This is a genomic window from Oceanobacillus sojae (assembly GCF_900162665.1).
Lineage (GTDB): Bacteria > Bacillota > Bacilli > Bacillales > Amphibacillaceae > Oceanobacillus > Oceanobacillus sojae_A.
Genome location: NZ_LT727810.1, coordinates 584,330 through 600,752, shown reverse-complemented (window position 1 = coordinate 600,752; position 16,423 = coordinate 584,330). Strand labels below are relative to the sequence as shown.

Here is a 16,423-nt window from a genome sequence, read left to right as displayed (position 1 = left end):
GCATGTATCCTTTGTTAGGACACATGCTTTTATTTATCTTTCCAATATCGTTACTTTAACGTCTTTTCTTCCCCAGCTATGCGCTTGAGATGTATCTGAGAAGAAAACATCAATTTTATTTCCTTTAATTGCTCCGCCGGTATCCCGTGCTACAGCTACTCCGTAACCTTCCACTTCGACAATGCTGCCAAGCGGAATAACACTTGGATCAACGGCAATTACTTTTGCGCCCGGATTTTGTTTTAAATCAAATCCTGTTGAAGTAATTCCGGTGCATCCGGAACAATCAGCCGTATATGCGGTTGATGACACTGTAAATGATTTTCCAGAGCTCTGCTCCTCTTTCCCTGCTACAGTTTCTTCTTTAACCTTTTTTTCTTCATTGCTTGAGCTCTTCTCTTCTTTTGGCTCAGAAGCTTTTTCTTTAGGTTCTTCCTTAGGAGCTTCTTCTTTCTTCGTCTCTTCTTCAGAATCCTTTGTAATTGTTTTTGCTGCTACACTCGTTTCTTTTTCCTGATGTACCTTTACTTCTTCTTCCGCTGCTTTTTCTTCAGCTTCTGCAAGCTTAGCCGCTTCCTCTTCTTTTGCTTTTTCTTCTTCAGCAGTAATATCCGCTTGTATACCGGCTTCCAAAGATGCCAATTGAGAATCAGTAATTTCCAGCTCTGCTACAAGTGATTCCAAATCGGACTGTTTTGTTTCTAACTCATCTTTTTGTGCATTACTATCAGCGAGTGCCAGTTCAACATTCTCTTTTGCAGAAGCCTGTTCATCTTTTAAATCATTCAAATCAGCCATCTTGTCTACTTCTTCTGAACGCTTATCTTCCAAGGAAGCTATATCTTCCTCCTGCTGTTCAATTAATGAAGCATCAGAATCTGCAATTTTGTTGACTGCATTTGCCCGTGAAATAAAATCTTCAAAGCTCTGTGCACCGAAGAGCACCTCTAAGTAATTAATGTCTCCGCCGGAATGCTGTACAGATTTCATACGGTCTTTTAATATTTCAAAACGTTCCTCAATCTTGTCTTCAAGCTCTGTCATTTCATCTTCTAATACAAAAATATCTTCTAATAAAGCATCAATCTGTTGATCTGTTTCATCAATCTCCTGCTGCTTTTCTTCTAATTCAGCTTCTGTACTTGCAATTTCACTTTTTAACTGCTCCAATTCTTCTAGCACTGAAGCAATTTGTTGTTCAGAATCAGACAGCTCCGTCTTGACTTCCAAACGCTGATCACGAACTCCCTCGAGATCATCAGCAGTTTCTGCTTGAACTGGTACAATACTGGAACTCATGAAACCAACTACCATTACTATTGCTAGCAAAAATGATTTCTTCAATTCTTTTCCCCCTGTTCCTGCATCACTACTACATAGGTCTCTCTCTAGAAAAAAGCATGACAGCTCTTTTTTAATATGCAGTTTTGTGAATCATAGGATAAATTTAACACAATATAAATTCCTAGTGCAGTGTAACATCTGGAGATTGCAGAAAGATTATCGAAATATTACAGTTTTGTATCACAACGAGAGGAAAATGTAGTCCAAGCCTGTCATACGAATGCTTTCAAGGATAATATTACAATCCAGTTACATTACATGATATAAATAAATCTCCCATACAGAATCCTTTTCTTCAAAAGTTTCCTCCAAAGACAATCCGATATCTTCTGCATTCTCAATCGGAACAGCGGATAATATATATTCTCCTCCTAATTTCTTTAAAGCTTCTGTATCAATAGCTAAATCCTGAATAGGTTCATTTTGGTTCTTCGTAAACATATAATCCTTGCCCTGCTCTGCTACATACATGTATAGTCTTCCACCCCAGGTATCAAAATAGTTTTCCAAGGTCGGGCTTTTGTCCAGTTCGCCGGCAATCACCTTCCGGAAGGCATGCTTATATTCGAGTGGAAAGCTATTATTATACGTATCCAGGGTGTAAAATCCATTATACTGAGCTATTGTCGGGTGTAAGCCGATGCTGACAACACGATAATCACCTAGATCCTCTCCAATATAGTCCTTAATGGATGTAAACAAGTCCTCTGAGTAAAATTCCTTAAAGGTCGGGGTATTCGCTTCCCGGTATTTAAACTCTTCTGTCAGACCGAACAACATGAAACATTGCATCACGATAAGTGCAACCACGAGCAGCTTCCCGATTTTTTTAAACCTCCAAAGGATACCTAAAGCGAGTGCAAAGGCAATATACCAAATTGGAGGATCCATAAAGTGAAGCCGTGCAAAATTAAATGTATTTAAAACAGAAATATTTTCTTTCAGCGGCTGCCAGCCCTCCCAGTACCAGAATGCGTACCAGAATGACAACACTAAATTAACTAAAAACAGTGAGAAAAGCCACTTTGGATACCGGTTTTTAAACAAAGCGAGCAAAATTGCCAGTAAAATAACAGGAATAATAATATAGGCCTGAACGGCTTCGTCATGCGTATGACCGTATAAAAAATTCTCCCATGCCAATTCATAGCTCCGTTCAAAAGTATTGCCGCTCAAGCTAAGCTCTTCCCGATGAGAGGTAAAGCTGTTATCAAAAAACATTGACGTTATTAGTAAATAATCCTTCATCAGAAAAATACCTGCCATCACTGCCAGCGCAGTAAAAAAAGTCCAGTTCCATTCTTTATAACGGATCCGGTCAATCAGCCATAGTGCACCGATTACCGCCAGAAAGAAAACAAAGCTGAGAACGAAATTCGCAAAAAACGGAATCAGCACAAGTAATATCCAAGTATGCTTCGGGGCTTTTGTCCGGTATTTCCGGATCATTAAAAAGACATATAAAGCAAGCGGCATACCTGCTATCGAAAGAACACCTGACGGCCAGTAAGGAAGCATAGCAAAAGCAAGCGAAACTCCAACTGTTATCCAGGGTGTCGTTTCTTTTTTCACAACGAAGCGTGTTAATAATAAGTACATGCCGAAAAACGCTGCAAAGCGCATAATAGTCTGGCTGATGGTATAAGCTGTGATCGGTTCAAACAGTACATACAGCCAAAGTGCTGCATCAAATGCAGATGGCAAAGCACTTCGCGGAAGTCCGTCAATGGCATAAGGAAGCTGCACGTCTGTTAAAGTGAAAATATAGCCGCTCTCAGCCAATACTTTATACCAGACAAGATTAGAGTCCATATTATCATGGACTCTAATATGTACATCTTCCCCATAAATCACATAAGGAGATAAGTAAGCAAGCAAAATAAGACAGCCCAGCCATATCCACTTATTGTGCATAAAATTGCTGAATGCTTTGAATGACATACTCTACATCCCCTTTACTTATTCCATAGTAAAGTGGCAGCCGTAACAAACGTTCACTTTCTATTGTTGTATATTTGTCCTCTCCGGAGAAGATGCCGCATTCTTTCCCTGCGACAGAAGAATGAAGCGGAACATAATGCGTTGCAGTCAATATGTCACATTTCTTTAAATATTGAATCAGCTGTCCGCGAACGTCCGCATCTCTAGTTTTGATAAAGAAAAGATGTGCATTATGCTTCCTGTTTTCCGGGATGGAAGGCAGTTCTATTTCTCCCGTTTCAGCGAGAGATGTCAATCCATTTTGATATATTTCCCATGTCCTCAGACGATTTTCATTTATTTCTTCGGCGTGCTCCAGCTGTACAGAAAGGTAAGCTGCATTAAGCTCACTGAGCAGATAGGAGGAGCCAATATCTCTCCAGGTGTATTTATCCACCTCTCCACGGATAAATTGGGAGCGGTCCGTTCCCTTCTCTTGAATGATCTCAGCGCGCTCCATTAAGGAAGGATCATTAATATATAACGCCCCTCCTTCACCGCAAACATAATTTTTCGTTTCATGGAAGCTGATGGTTCCCAAATGCCCAATGGTTCCTAAAGCTTTTCCTTGATAAAAGCTCATTAAGCCTTGTGCTGCATCCTCGACAACCCACAGCTTATGCTTTTTGGCAAGCTCCATGACGCTGTCCATGTCACAGGAAACACCTGCATAATGCACAACTGCAATTACTTTTGTCTTTTCTGTAATTGCTGCTGCAATTTGCTCCGGGTCGACATTCATTGTACGCGGTTCGACATCGACAAAGACAATTTTCGCGCCTCTAAGAGCAAATGCATTTGCTGTCGAAACAAAGGTATAGGAAGGCATAATGACTTCATCTCCTTCTCCAACCTCTGTCAATAATGCTGTCATTTCCAGTGCTGCTGTACAGGATGGGGTAAGCATAGCTTTTTTGACGCCCATATTTTCCTCGAGCCACTGTATACACTTCTTCCCGTAAGCACCGTTTCCTGATAATTTCTGTTTTAATATTGCATCGCCAATTGCTGCATCTTCTTTTCCTATATAGCATGGTTTATTGAATGGTATCATGGTATCACCTCATTATCAGAATACCTATTACGACAAAAGCAAAGCCAATCATTTTCTGTGTACTGACCGGTTCTCCAAATAAAAGAACAGATAAAATAAATACAAGAACAAAAGAAAGGCTCATAAACGGATAAGCGTAACTGATATCAAATTTCGTCATAGCTGCCATCCAGCTTAATGCCGCTAAAAATGCCGCAATAAAACCGGATAGTATCCAGGGATTCCAGACGAGCTGAAATAAAAACATAAACTTATCGAATAAGCCGTCCGGCAGCTCTCCCTGCCGATCCATTGTCCACTTTATAATCAGCTGTCCATAGACAGTAAATAGAATCGTTCCGGCAATATAAAAATAACCCAAGTTCCTCTCCCCCTAACACTTCATTTCATTACACCTTTTAATAGAAGGAACCATTCACTTTATGATAAATATCCTTACCCGCCCGTAATCGAAAACCTAATCCGATAAAGACATTTAATGATGCCGGATTACTGGGAGAGATTGATGTAATCAGCTGTTCCTTACCTGTCCGTTCAAACTGCTCCTTAACGCAGGCAGCTGTAAAAGGACTGGCAAACCCCTGGCCACGGATATCTTTATGCATGGCCAAAAGCAGAATATTTTCTTCCTGATAAGCAAAGAAGCCTTTCACACGCCCCTCCTGCTTATAAGCAAGAATCAGCTTCTGCTCAATCAAATCCTTTACCCAATTTCGATAGCGGAGATCCGCCATCTCATTCGGTACTTGAAAATCACGGTGGTATCTGCCTCCCTGAAATGCTTCTTCGGCAATAGCTAATATATCATCTGCATTATAATTTTCATGAAAGGATACATCTCCAGCCCGTTCCTTTAAAAATCTATCACGGTAACAATAAGGCTCCATTAACGTATCCGCATAGTAAAAACCATACTTTTGCAGTAATTCCTTATCTGCAAGCGGGTCTACTTTAATGGTAAAATGTCCCTCCACATCTGCCGCTTCCCGTAATGCTGCTTCACTATATTCGGTTAATTGATAGGTTGCAAGCGGGAAATTACGGCTGTCCCAGGGCGTAGGTTCTAAATATTTACTCATTCTCCTCTTCCTCTCTACCTGACTTCCTCTTTCCATACGCTATTTTTGATGCGTTTTTTGAACTTCACCTTTTATATCTTTAATTAAATAGATTGGCCGGCTTTTTGCTTCATTGAAAATTTTTCCAAGATAGAGACCAATAATCCCAAGCTGGAAAAATATCAGACCGCCAATAAAGAAGATGGATACCATCACACTGGTCCAGCCTTGAACAGGCTCATCCAAATAGAAATAACGGAAAAACAGATATAACGCATAGATAAGAGAAGCAAAAGCCATCAAAAATCCCACACCTATTGAAAGCCTCAACGGTTTATTCGATTGAGAAACAATCGCATCCGTTGCCAGAGCAAATAATTTTTTCAATTGATAGGATGACTTTCCTTCTTTTCTGGCATCATGCTGTACTTCTATTTTTGTCTGCTGATATCCCATCCATTGAATAAAAAACGGGAAATAACGGTTCTGCTCACGCAGCTTCCGGAAGCTTTCTACTACTTTTTTATGGGAAATGCTGAAATTCGCTATCGAAGCGTCTGTCTTTTTCCCTGTAAAATAATCATAGACTTTATAAAAAGACTTGGACGTGAATTTTTTCAAGCTTTTATCCTGTCTGCGCACGCGCTGTGCAAAAACAACATCGTAGCCATCCATTGCCCGTTCATATAGTGATGCAATTTCTTCCGGGCGGTCCTGCAGATCACAATCCATGACAACCACCCAATCTCCGGATGTAAAATCAAGACCTGCTGTTATTGCATGATGCTGTCCAAAATTACGGGACAGGTTAATTCCTTTTATTTTTTTATCTTTTTGATGAAGTTTAAGAATTGTTTCCCAGGCGTGATCCGGGCTTGCATCATTTACCATAATAATTTCATAATCTGCTGGAATGGACTGGATTGTTTGAATAATTCGATTGGCGAGCTCGATCAGGCAGCGTTCACAGCCATAGACTGGAATTACTACAGAAATTAAGTCGGTACGTTCGTTTTCCATTTTTGTAAATACCATTCCACTGTTTTTCTCAGTCCATCCTCTAAATCTACTTCGGGCTGCCAGCCTAGTTCTCTTTGTATTTTGCCTGCATCAATCGCATATCTCTTATCATGACCTTTCCGATCCTCTACAAAGGTAATCAAATCAGAAAAATGCTCCAAACGGTAAGTTTGAAGTAAATCCGGTCTTTGTTCATCTAATAAATGACAAATCAAATTTGTAATTTTCATATTTTCCTGTTCGTTATTGCCGCCAACATTATATATCTCCATCGTTTTGCCCTGATGATAAATCATGTCAATGGCTCTGCAATGATCCTCGACAAATAACCAGTCGCGTATATTCTTCCCGTCACCGTAAATCGGTATCGGCTCATTTGCCAAAGCATGACGGATAATCGTCGGCAGCAGCTTTTCTTCATGCTGTCTCGGACCATAATTATTCGAACAGGAGGAAATAATAACATTCATTCCATACGTGTAACCGAAGCTTTTCGCTAAAAAGTTCGCACCGGCTTTTGATGCACTATATGGGTTTCTTGGATCGTAAGGAGTCTCTTCTGTGAACTTTCCAGATTCTCCTAATGATCCATAGACTTCATCCGTAGATATTTGATGAAACCGGCGCTCCTGAAGCTCTCCCTTTGCCTCCCAGTCTGCTCTGGCCGCCTGCAGAAGATTCAGCGTCCCTACTACATTCGTATTAATAAATGGGCTGGCATCATCTATAGAGCGGTCCACATGGGACTCAGCAGCAAAGTGAATCACACCTTCAATATCATATTCTTTGAAAATTGCTGTTACTGCATTTATATCCGCAATATCTCCTTGAATAAAATGATAGTTCTTTTTATTTTCTACTTCTGTTAAATTATTTAATGAACCGGCGTAGGTCAGCTTATCAATATTAATTAACTGCTGGTCAGGGTATTTCTTATGATAATATTGGATGAAATTAGAGCCGATAAATCCGGCTCCGCCTGTAATTAAGATAGCCTTACTCATTTCCGGCCAGCCCCAGCATTGGATGATGGTCGATAGCATCCCAGTATTGCTGGTTATGCTTCCGATTTGCAATTTCCATTAAATATTGGCCATAGTCTGTTTTCTCCATCGATTTCCCTTTTTCATAAAGCATATCCCGGGAAATATAATCCAAATAGAATGCAATTTCCTCCAGACAGGCAATCTTGAAACCCTGCCGCTGCTGTGTTGTTTTAATAAATTCAGCTGCGTCAAATAAGGATTCCTGCGTCCCTGCATCCATCCAGGCAAATCCTCTTCCTAACAGCTCCACATGCAGCTGATTCCATTTTAAATATTCCTTATTTAAATCTGTAATTTCTAATTCACCGCGCTCAGAGGGTTTGAGTTTTTTTGCAATTTGAACAGCTCTGGAATCATAGATATACAGACCTGTTACCGCAAAATCTGATTTAGGATCCTCTGGCTTTTCCTCAATGGAAATCGCATTTTGATGATGGTCAAATTCAACCACTCCAAAACGCTCCGGATCTTTCACACGATAACCAAACACGGTTGCATGTTTATGTTTTTTAATTGCATTCCGCAGTAATGTTGTAAAGCCCTGGCCAAAGAAAATATTATCTGCAAGAATCAAAGTAACATCATCTTTTCCAATAAAATCTTCTGCAATCAGAAAGGATTCAGGAATCCCTTTTGGCTCAGACTGTTCTTTATAGACAATTTGGATACCTAAAGAAGATCCGTCTCCTAATAACCTTTCAAAACGTTCCGTGTCTTCCGGTGTACTAATTATCATCACTTCTTTAATACCACCAAGCATCAGGACAGATAATGGGTAATAAATCATCGGCTTATCAAATACTGGCAGCAGGTGCTTATTAATACTATCCGTGCTTGGAGACAGACGTGTTCCGCTTCCTCCGGCGAGAATAATCCCTTTCATGGTACACACCCTCCATCAAAATAGATTTTAATATTTTATATATTTCTATCTGTTAAACATACTCTTAGGATAAGTATTCCTGCTTCTGACCATTTATAAACTTACATTCTTATTTCAAATTTATTTCGGGATGGTAATAATAACAGTGTTCATAGCCTATGAATTGCCACAATTAGGAGGAAGGTATTAGAAATAGAGGAGCTTAAAGGGTTAACCCTATATCAAAGGGCCTTATTTTTATGAAATAAAGCTCTTTTTCCCTTAAATTAATTTTTCTTTGGTAAAATGATATTCTTAATTTAAAATGGATAAATGGCGGGTGATTTCAAATGAACCGAAATCAATTAGAGGAAAAAATACATAAAAGTGCCTCTGCCGTACTTGCGGAAAATGGCTATATCAGCCCAATTGATGTCTTGATAAAAATGGATCGATTAACAGTTAAGCAGGTGGAGGATTGGCGCTTCAAAAGAACAGACTATTTAGAAAGAGCTATTAACCTTAATCTGGCTAAACTGAACCACTTTCTGCAAGCTCTAAAAAAATATGCTAAAGAACAGAATTTAAAACCATCTATAACTGTTTATAAATCTTGGGGAAAAGGGGCAAAAAAGACATTGCGATTCTCGAAGACCGGAAAACCTAATATGGAGAAATTATATTCGACGCATTATGTAAAACAATCCGGGAAAAAGGAAAAGCCAAACATAAAACAAGAAGAAAACCAAAAAAGTTCTCTGTAAAATATTTAGTTTCATATTTTACTAAAAATGAACAGCTTCGATGAAAATGAAGTCTGTTCATTTTGATTTTTCTAACTCAATACTTAAAAATACTTTTTCACCTGATACACTTCCTAATATCCATAATTGCCTGCAGATGCATCCCTTCATGAAAAATAGTACGAATTAATACCTGCTCAATCGTATACATCCCCATATCAACCGGTTCAAATTCTTCGGCAAGCCGGTCTTTATACTGTTTCTTAATTACATCGGGCTGCCCTCTTAATAAACTTACCAGCTGTTCAAACGCTGGTGTTTCTGAAGTGAAATTCTTTGGAGATGTTCCAAAACCGAACCACTTATTAAAATATTTTGTTGCTTCAGAGGTCTCTTTCGTTAACGACTCAATCCAGAGAAATTGATCCAAATAAATATGCCCAAGATTCCAGCGGATATTGTTGTTAAAATGCTCCGGTATTATCTCTGCCTGCTCTTTTGATATTCCTTCCACAGCCATCAAAACATCTGCCCGATATGCAGAAAGCTGATTAAACAATACTTCCTGTTCATTAGTCAATGTTGTCTCCTCCCTTCTACAGGTATTCCAACCTGTTTGTCCCCTCTTTAATCATTTCTACATGATTGCTGTAACTCCTGCCTGAACAATACACGTTTAAGTAATAATCCATTGTTTCCTGCAACAAAAAAGATATGATACTCATTTTACAATGGGCAACATACCTTTTTTTAAATACTTATGCTTCTTTCTTAAATTTCTGGTCAACAGCGGACTCAGACTGCACATGTGAATTTTTCTGTGTAATTCCATACCAATAAGCAGCTCCAATAAAAACAGCTCCGCCGACAATATTACCAAGTGATACCGGAATTAAGTTTGCAGCAAGTCCTGCTAAGGAAATCGTTTCCGGATGCGGGATCATTAAGGCCGTTGTCAGTACAGTCATATTTGCCACACTGTGCTCAAATCCAGATGTGATAAAAGCGAATAGACACCAGAAAATCATAATAAGCTTCGCTGTTTCGTCCTTCAGCTTCACAGAACACCATACTGCCAGACAGACAAGAATATTACACAGAATACCGCGGACAAACAGCTCCATAAATGCTCCATTCATTTTTGCTCCTGCCGAGGAAATTATAAAATCAGCCGTTCCTCCTGTTGCAAGCCCGGAATAAAAGAATAACCCGGCCACAATAACTGCTCCAACAAAGTTACCAAAATAACTGAATACCCAGATACGAAGCACATCTACAATCTTTGTTTTTTTCGTTAAAAAACCAATCGTCATGATCATATTATTCCCTGTAAATAAATCAGATCCTGCCATAATGACCAGGCTCAATGCTATCCCAAAGGATACTCCCATTACAATAGATGTTCCGGCAAAACCAGTCGGGGCAAGCATACCGCCGATAGTAAAAATCAAAATGATACCGAGTCCCACAAAAAATCCTGCCAGCATTGTCATCATCAGATACTTACTTTTACTATGATTCAATTGTTTTACCTTGGAAACAGCAGTGTTGCTGAAAGTGGTTATTGTCTCCATCATTTTTTATTCCTCCTATTTGCATACATGTCTACAGTATACCCCAGATTGCCGTTATAGCGGGTTTCCAGTTCAGCTTTCAATTCTTTGGCAAGCTCCGGACTGGCACCAGATGTAGAAATTGCCAGGATAAATTTATCCCGTCTGACTACTGCCGGAGTGATAAAATCAGACCGCTCGCTTTCACTCGTATCATTAACCCACTGATTTGCTGCAGCACACTGGCAAACATACTTATTTATTGCTTTGTTATCTGTCGCTGCAAAAATAAGATGTGCTCCCTTTATATCTGTTGCTTCAAATTCTTTCTGCTTCCACACCACATCATGCAGTTTAAATAACTCTTCCCGTATACCCGGGCTGACTACGACTATTTTAACACCTGTACCTGCCAGCCCCTTTGCTTTACGCAGAGCTATTTTTCCTCCGCCGATAATCACTGCCTTCTTTCCGTTCAGGTTCATCATTACCGGATACAGCTTCTCCATCTCGTGCTTCCTCCATCCGTTTGATTAATGTTTTTCTCATCAGCTCATCAAATTCTAAGTTTTGACAGATATCAAAGGTATCCTTTGAGTAGAAGACAGTCTGTTTTATTTTTTCAAGCAGCAGACCTGTAAATAACAGGTAAGGCATCACATAGACCTTTTTATATCTATAGGGAAGAAAGGCCATCGCCTCCTCCATACTCGGTTTGCCAAGCTTGAGAAATGCTGTATACACTGGAATGCCTGATTTCTGTTCGACCTTTCTTCCAATCTGCTGTAACCCTTGAATAGGTCCAAGATGACTGCTTCCTCTGCCCACAAGCAAAATTGCTGTATTCTGCTCATGTTTTTCAGCTTTAATACGTTTCACTACAAGGTCAATCATATAAGGATGTGTACCAAAAGGTTCTGTCATTTTAAACGAAACAAAAGGATATCTTCTTTGAATAAAGCCTAACTCTTCCGGAATATCCAATTTATGATGAAGAGCTGAAAAAAGAAGCACAGGAACAATCAAAAAACGTTTCGCTCCTCGAGCTATTAATTTTTCAAGTGTTTCCGAAATGGTTGGTTTTGTTAACTCCAAAAAAGCTATTTCCTGATTCGGATTATCGATATCTTCCATAACCGATTCAATAAACCGCTTAAATTGCGCATTCCCCTCTTCGCGACGGCTTCCATGGCCAATATAAACCACTGCATCAAACATGTTAATTCCTCCAATTCATTCGTTTTAATTCCGACTGAACCGCTTCATCTATCATACTGAACCCTTGCTCCATGGCGTATTCCTTTACTGACTCTCCTATATATGCGAATTTAATATTCAACAGATGGTGCATGCCAAGGTTCTTTACCTCTTTTGCAAAGCTTTTCACTGCTGCTTTATTTGGAAAAATAACTGTTTCCCAATCATCTTCAGTCAGCATTCGTACATTGATTTCATCAAAACGTTCATCAATCAGCCACTCATGGGTAGAATAAGCTTCCTTTTCATGCCATGTATCCGATTGTGCACCAATTACTATCGAAGAGGCATTGCTGCTATCTTCGGCTTTGTCCGCCATAATTCCTCTCGCTGCTAACGCTTTTCTTGTCTGCTCTGTCCGGTATTCTATATTACGCGGCAGATCACGAATATCATAATGAGCCTGGCTGTATTGCTGAAATAGAATATCTACACTGGTCGCATTTGTAAAAGTGAGCCGATATGCATGCATGATCGCTTTTAGCTCTTCCTTCGTAAATAAGTGAACCTTTTGCTTCCATACTGGAAAGGAATAAGCTTCTGCTCCGAGGTTTGTAAAATAATTCTCCAGAGCAAACGGAATTCCAGATGCTTTAGCAATAAGAATTCTTCTTCCGCTGAACTTTTTCTTATCAAACCAGATCAGCTTCTTTCTTAGCCCCACGACATCGCCGACAATCATCATCGCAGGACTTTCAATATGTCCTTTTTCAATGACAGCCTGAATGGTTTCCAATGTTCCTTCAACTACTTTTTGTTTCCCTAACGTTCCCCACTGGATAATAGCTACTTTGGTATCAGCCGGCTTTCCCTGCTTTATCAACTCTCTGCAATTAATCAGCATTTTTCTCATGCCCATATAATAGGCGATGGTATCTCCCAGCAGCTGTCTATCACTATGCAAAGCGGCATTACTTTCACAGGTATGCCCTGTTCTGAGGGTCAGGCTGGTGCTGTAATCGCGGTGAGTAACAGGGATTCCTGCATAGGCTGCCGCCGCAATGCTGGAGGTAATACCTGGAACTATTTCAAATGCAATATCATTAGCGGCAAGCTCTTCCGCCTCCTCGCCCACTCTTCCGAAAACGGAAGGATCGCCACCTTTTAACCGGACCACGCAGCAGCCTTCGCTCGCGTATTGAACGAGCAGTTTATTTATCTTTTCCTGCCGCATTGTATGTCTCTCCGGCAGCTTCCCGCAATATATAAATTGACAGGTATCCTTCGCATTGCGCAGCAGCCTTGGATTCGCCAGACGATCATACAAAATGATATCCGCCTCTTTTAAACATTGAATTCCTTTTTTAGTCACCAGCCCAGTATCTCCAGGGCCGGCACCGACAAATGAAACAAACCCCTTTGGCTTTTCCATGGCTACACCGTTATGTGCACATAACCATCTATAACTTCCGTTTCATAGGTAGTTACGCAGCCGTCATCCGGCGCTTGCACTTCTCCAGTGAGCAGTGAAATTTTCCGGTTATGGAGCGGACAAAAGACAAACTCTCCGGAAACAATTCCTTCGGCTAGAGGACCGCCGGCATGCGGACATTTGCTTCCAACCGCATGAACCTCTCCGCTGGTCAAATGAAATAGCGCAATAGACGCCCCGTTCACATGGACTTCCTTCCCGATCTGCTTTGGCAAATCCTCCAATTTAATGATTTTTATCTTCTCTTTACTTGCTTCCATGATTAGAACCTCCTTTTATAAAAGTATCATATCTTCATACAGCTCATTGTTCACTTTTTCACAATTTCATACATCTCTTTTTCTTTTCTATTTTTAAGTGTGCTGTTCCACGCTTCTTCATACGTATTTTTTGCATGATGGAATCGTTCTACTAATTCAGCATTCTGTTTTTCATTTAAAAGAACAAGTTTAATATTTTCCGCCCCGATCCGATCGACCCAAGGCGCAGTTCTCTCATTATAAATACCTGTTTCCCGGTAATACTGCATATAAGCTGTTGCCATGGTGATTACTTCTTCTTCCGTCTTCACAGTTGTAAAGGAGTCACACTCACGGACTTCAGTTCCTCCATTCCCTCCAAAGTAAAGCTGAAACCCGTTTTCCACACAGACAACGCCAAAATCCTTAGTTAATGCCTCTGCGCAATTACGGGGACATCCTGACACACCTATCTTCATTTTATGCGGCGTATCCACCATCTCCAGCTCTTTCTCCAGACGGATTCCGAGCCCCAGTGAATCTTGGGTGCCGAAGCGGCAAAATTGAGCGCCGACACAGGATTTTACATTTCGCAATGATTTGGAGTAAGCATATCCGGAACGCATGCCAAGGTCTTCCCATACTTGCGGTATATCTTCCTTTTTTACCCCATATAATCCAACCCTGCTTGCACCGGTGATTTTTACTAATGGCACATTATATTTGTTCGCAACCTCTCCCAGCCGGATCAAATCATCACCAGTTGTTGTACCGCCATACATTCGTGGAACAACAGAGAAGGTACCGTTGTTTTGAATATTACCGTTCATCCGTTCATTTACTAAACGGGAAGCTTTGTCATCTTCATATTCTCCCGGTCTGATCATTCTCATATAATAATTGAGCGCCGGACGGCAGACATGACAGCCTTCCTCATTTGCAAATCCGAGTACATTACGGACTTCCCTCGGCGATTGCAAACCTTTCTCTTTGATTTCCTCTACGACTTCGTCCCGTGTCAGCATGGTACATCCACACATGCCAGTCTTTACCGCAGTAGGGTCAAAGCTGTCTCCCAGCGTATGGGAAAGAATGCCTTCTACCACTCCCTTACATTTCCCACAGGAAGCACCAGCCTTCGTACAGATTTTTACTTCCTCAAATGATTTTAAATCCTGTTCCAGAATAGCCTGGACAATGGTTCCTTTTGTGACACCATTACAGCCGCAGACTGTTTCATCCGGGCTCATCTCAGCTATCATCTCTTCTGCCGCATCTTCTCCTGCTTTTTGCAGAACAGCTGCACTTGTAAACTCACTGATATCTGTTTCTTTCTTCAGCATACTGAACAGCCGGGTTCCGTCTGAAGCATCACCATAAAGCACGACACCGACTACTTTGTTATCTGAAACAAGGACCTTCTTATACACTCCGGAAAATTGATCCTGAACGATAATTGCATCTGTACTTTCATCCTCTTCAATTTTTCCTCCTGAGAATAAATCACAGCCCGCAACTTTTAGTTGTGTGGATAAAATACTGCCATGATATCCAGCTGTTTTCTCTTCTGTTAAATGCTTCGCCAGTTCCAGACCCTGCTCGTAAAGCGGGGCAACCAGTCCATAGGTGATACCGTTATGCTCTGCACATTCTCCTACTGCATAAACGGAAGGAACAGAAGTCTGCATCTGATCATTCACAACGATTCCCCGGTTGACGTTCAGCCCAGCCTGCTTAGCTAAAGCGACATTTGGCCGGATTCCAACCGCCATCACTACAAGATCACATTCGATAGAAGAGTCATCTGAAAAGGTAATTCCTTCCACCCGTTCTTCTCCATAAATTTCAGCTGTCTGCTTTTCCATTAGAAATTCCATTCCCTGTGCTTCTAAATCCTTCTTGAGCATTTTGGCTGCCGGGCTATCTAATTGCTGTTCCATCAGTCTTGGCATCAGGTGTATAACCTGAACCTGCATACCCCGATCCATTAATCCTCTGGCTGCTTCCAACCCCAGGAGTCCGCCGCCAATAACAGCTGCTTTTTTATAGCGCTTTGATGTGTCAATCATAAATTCTGTATCCTGAATGTTTCTAAAGCCTATTACACCTTCCAATTCACTTCCGGGTACAGGTAAAATAAATGCACTGGATCCTGTTGCTACAATTAATTCATCATAAGGGATAATTCTGTCTTTATCCGTCTTAATTATTTTCTCTACTGTTTTTATTTCCGTTACTTTTTCACTGGCAAACAGTGTAATTTCATTTTTCTGATACCATTCCCAATCATTCATATTAATTTCAGATACCTCTGTTTTTCCCTGCAAAACATGTGAAAGCATAATCCGATTGTAATTTGGATAAGGTTCGTCACCTATAATCGTTATTTCAAAGGTTTCTTTATCTCTTTTTAAAATTTCTTCTATACATCTGACTCCAGCCATTCCATTTCCAATCATTACGAGCTTTCTTTTCATGGTATAACCCTCCAATTTTGTGAAATAATTCACAATCAGTACCAAAAATAAAATGTGAATAGATTCACAATAGTAATTAAAAAAATATTCAGCTATGTTATTTTTTTTAAAAAGCAACTTTCTCTACTGTTAGTGTAGCATATTCTTTTTTTGAATTGTATTGATTTTTTGAACAGTTTGTGTCTGGTTTTGTATATCTTGATAAAGAGGTGTTTCATTTAAAGTAAATACTTTATTACAAAATAAATCAGTCAGATATGTTCCGCCATTCCCTATTACAAAGCAGGGTCGCCTCTATTTTCAGACAACCCTGCCAAATCAATTTTCATTCTATATCTATTAGCTTTATATATTTTGT

At 40.2% G+C, this 16,423-nt stretch carries 16 protein-coding genes; 1 reads left to right on the top strand and 15 read right to left on the bottom strand.

The window, feature by feature from the left end:
- Nucleotides 1–33 precede the first annotated feature (33 nt).
- The 8 genes from BN1068_RS06515 to rfbA all read right to left on the bottom strand — a co-directional run bounded on the left by BN1068_RS06515 (nucleotide 34) and on the right by rfbA (nucleotide 8,385).
- Entirely contained in the window at nucleotides 34–1,344 is a 1,311-nt protein-coding gene (locus tag BN1068_RS06515) for a PcsB-like coiled-coil domain-containing protein (RefSeq protein ID WP_077602013.1), read from the bottom strand.
- Between the two features lie 249 nt (nucleotides 1,345–1,593).
- On the bottom strand, nucleotides 1,594–3,285 hold the full coding sequence (locus tag BN1068_RS06510) for a DUF6044 family protein (protein ID WP_077602012.1): 1,692 nt from the start codon (nucleotides 3,283–3,285) through the stop codon (nucleotides 1,594–1,596).
- Entirely contained in the window at nucleotides 3,248–4,378 is a 1,131-nt protein-coding gene (gene rffA / locus BN1068_RS06505; protein ID WP_077602011.1) for a dTDP-4-amino-4,6-dideoxygalactose transaminase, read from the bottom strand. Before rffA ends, BN1068_RS06510 begins: the two co-directional genes overlap by 38 nt.
- 4 nt (nucleotides 4,379–4,382) lie before the next feature.
- The gene (locus BN1068_RS06500; RefSeq protein WP_077602010.1) at nucleotides 4,383–4,739 is read right to left on the bottom strand and encodes an EamA family transporter; all 357 of its coding nucleotides are present in this window, start codon (nucleotides 4,737–4,739) and stop codon (nucleotides 4,383–4,385) included.
- A gap of 37 nt (nucleotides 4,740–4,776) precedes the next feature.
- Nucleotides 4,777–5,457 (bottom strand): GNAT family N-acetyltransferase, encoded by a 681-nt coding sequence (locus tag BN1068_RS06495; protein ID WP_077602009.1) that lies wholly within the window; start codon nucleotides 5,455–5,457, stop codon nucleotides 4,777–4,779.
- 39 nt (nucleotides 5,458–5,496) lie between these two features.
- Complete coding sequence (locus BN1068_RS06490; RefSeq protein ID WP_217697306.1) at nucleotides 5,497–6,471, bottom strand: glycosyltransferase family 2 protein; 975 nt, start codon at nucleotides 6,469–6,471, stop codon at nucleotides 5,497–5,499.
- Complete coding sequence (gene rfbB, locus BN1068_RS06485) at nucleotides 6,432–7,460, bottom strand: dTDP-glucose 4,6-dehydratase (protein WP_077602008.1); 1,029 nt, start codon at nucleotides 7,458–7,460, stop codon at nucleotides 6,432–6,434. Before rfbB ends, BN1068_RS06490 begins: the two co-directional genes overlap by 40 nt.
- Nucleotides 7,453–8,385 carry a glucose-1-phosphate thymidylyltransferase RfbA gene (gene rfbA / locus BN1068_RS06480; protein ID WP_077602007.1) on the bottom strand — a complete coding sequence of 311 codons (933 nt, stop codon included), beginning with the start codon at nucleotides 8,383–8,385 and terminating at the stop codon, nucleotides 7,453–7,455. Before rfbA ends, rfbB begins: the two co-directional genes overlap by 8 nt.
- Before the next feature lie 329 nt (nucleotides 8,386–8,714).
- Between rfbA and BN1068_RS06475 the strand changes: the two genes are divergently transcribed.
- A complete protein-coding gene (locus BN1068_RS06475; protein WP_175637095.1) occupies nucleotides 8,715–9,128 on the top strand; it encodes a hypothetical protein in 414 nt (137 codons plus the stop codon).
- A 97-nt stretch (nucleotides 9,129–9,225) separates the two neighbouring features.
- Here BN1068_RS06475 and BN1068_RS06470 read toward each other — a convergent pair whose 3' ends face one another.
- From BN1068_RS06470 to nirB, 7 genes are all read right to left on the bottom strand, one after another.
- Nucleotides 9,226–9,687 carry a DinB family protein gene (locus tag BN1068_RS06470; RefSeq protein ID WP_077602006.1) on the bottom strand — a complete coding sequence of 154 codons (462 nt, stop codon included), beginning with the start codon at nucleotides 9,685–9,687 and terminating at the stop codon, nucleotides 9,226–9,228.
- 178 nt (nucleotides 9,688–9,865) lie between these two features.
- Nucleotides 9,866–10,684 carry a formate/nitrite transporter family protein gene (locus BN1068_RS06465; RefSeq protein WP_077602005.1) on the bottom strand — a complete coding sequence of 273 codons (819 nt, stop codon included), beginning with the start codon at nucleotides 10,682–10,684 and terminating at the stop codon, nucleotides 9,866–9,868.
- Nucleotides 10,681–11,169: a precorrin-2 dehydrogenase/sirohydrochlorin ferrochelatase family protein gene (locus BN1068_RS06460; RefSeq protein ID WP_077602004.1), complete on the bottom strand. Its 489-nt coding sequence runs from the start codon at nucleotides 11,167–11,169 to the stop codon at nucleotides 10,681–10,683. The genes BN1068_RS06465 and BN1068_RS06460 overlap by 4 nt, the downstream gene beginning before the upstream one ends.
- Nucleotides 11,087–11,878: a sirohydrochlorin chelatase gene (locus BN1068_RS06455; RefSeq protein WP_077602003.1), complete on the bottom strand. Its 792-nt coding sequence runs from the start codon at nucleotides 11,876–11,878 to the stop codon at nucleotides 11,087–11,089. The genes BN1068_RS06460 and BN1068_RS06455 overlap by 83 nt, the downstream gene beginning before the upstream one ends.
- 1 nt (nucleotide 11,879) lies before the next feature.
- On the bottom strand, nucleotides 11,880–13,289 hold the full coding sequence (cobA, locus tag BN1068_RS06450; RefSeq protein ID WP_077602002.1) for a uroporphyrinogen-III C-methyltransferase: 1,410 nt from the start codon (nucleotides 13,287–13,289) through the stop codon (nucleotides 11,880–11,882).
- Nucleotides 13,290–13,291: 2 nt separating this feature from the next.
- The gene (gene nirD, locus BN1068_RS06445) at nucleotides 13,292–13,609 is read right to left on the bottom strand and encodes a nitrite reductase small subunit NirD (RefSeq protein ID WP_077602001.1); all 318 of its coding nucleotides are present in this window, start codon (nucleotides 13,607–13,609) and stop codon (nucleotides 13,292–13,294) included.
- Between the two features lie 50 nt (nucleotides 13,610–13,659).
- Entirely contained in the window at nucleotides 13,660–16,065 is a 2,406-nt protein-coding gene (nirB, locus tag BN1068_RS06440) for a nitrite reductase large subunit NirB (RefSeq protein ID WP_077602000.1), read from the bottom strand.
- Between the last annotated feature and the right edge of the window lie 358 nt (nucleotides 16,066–16,423).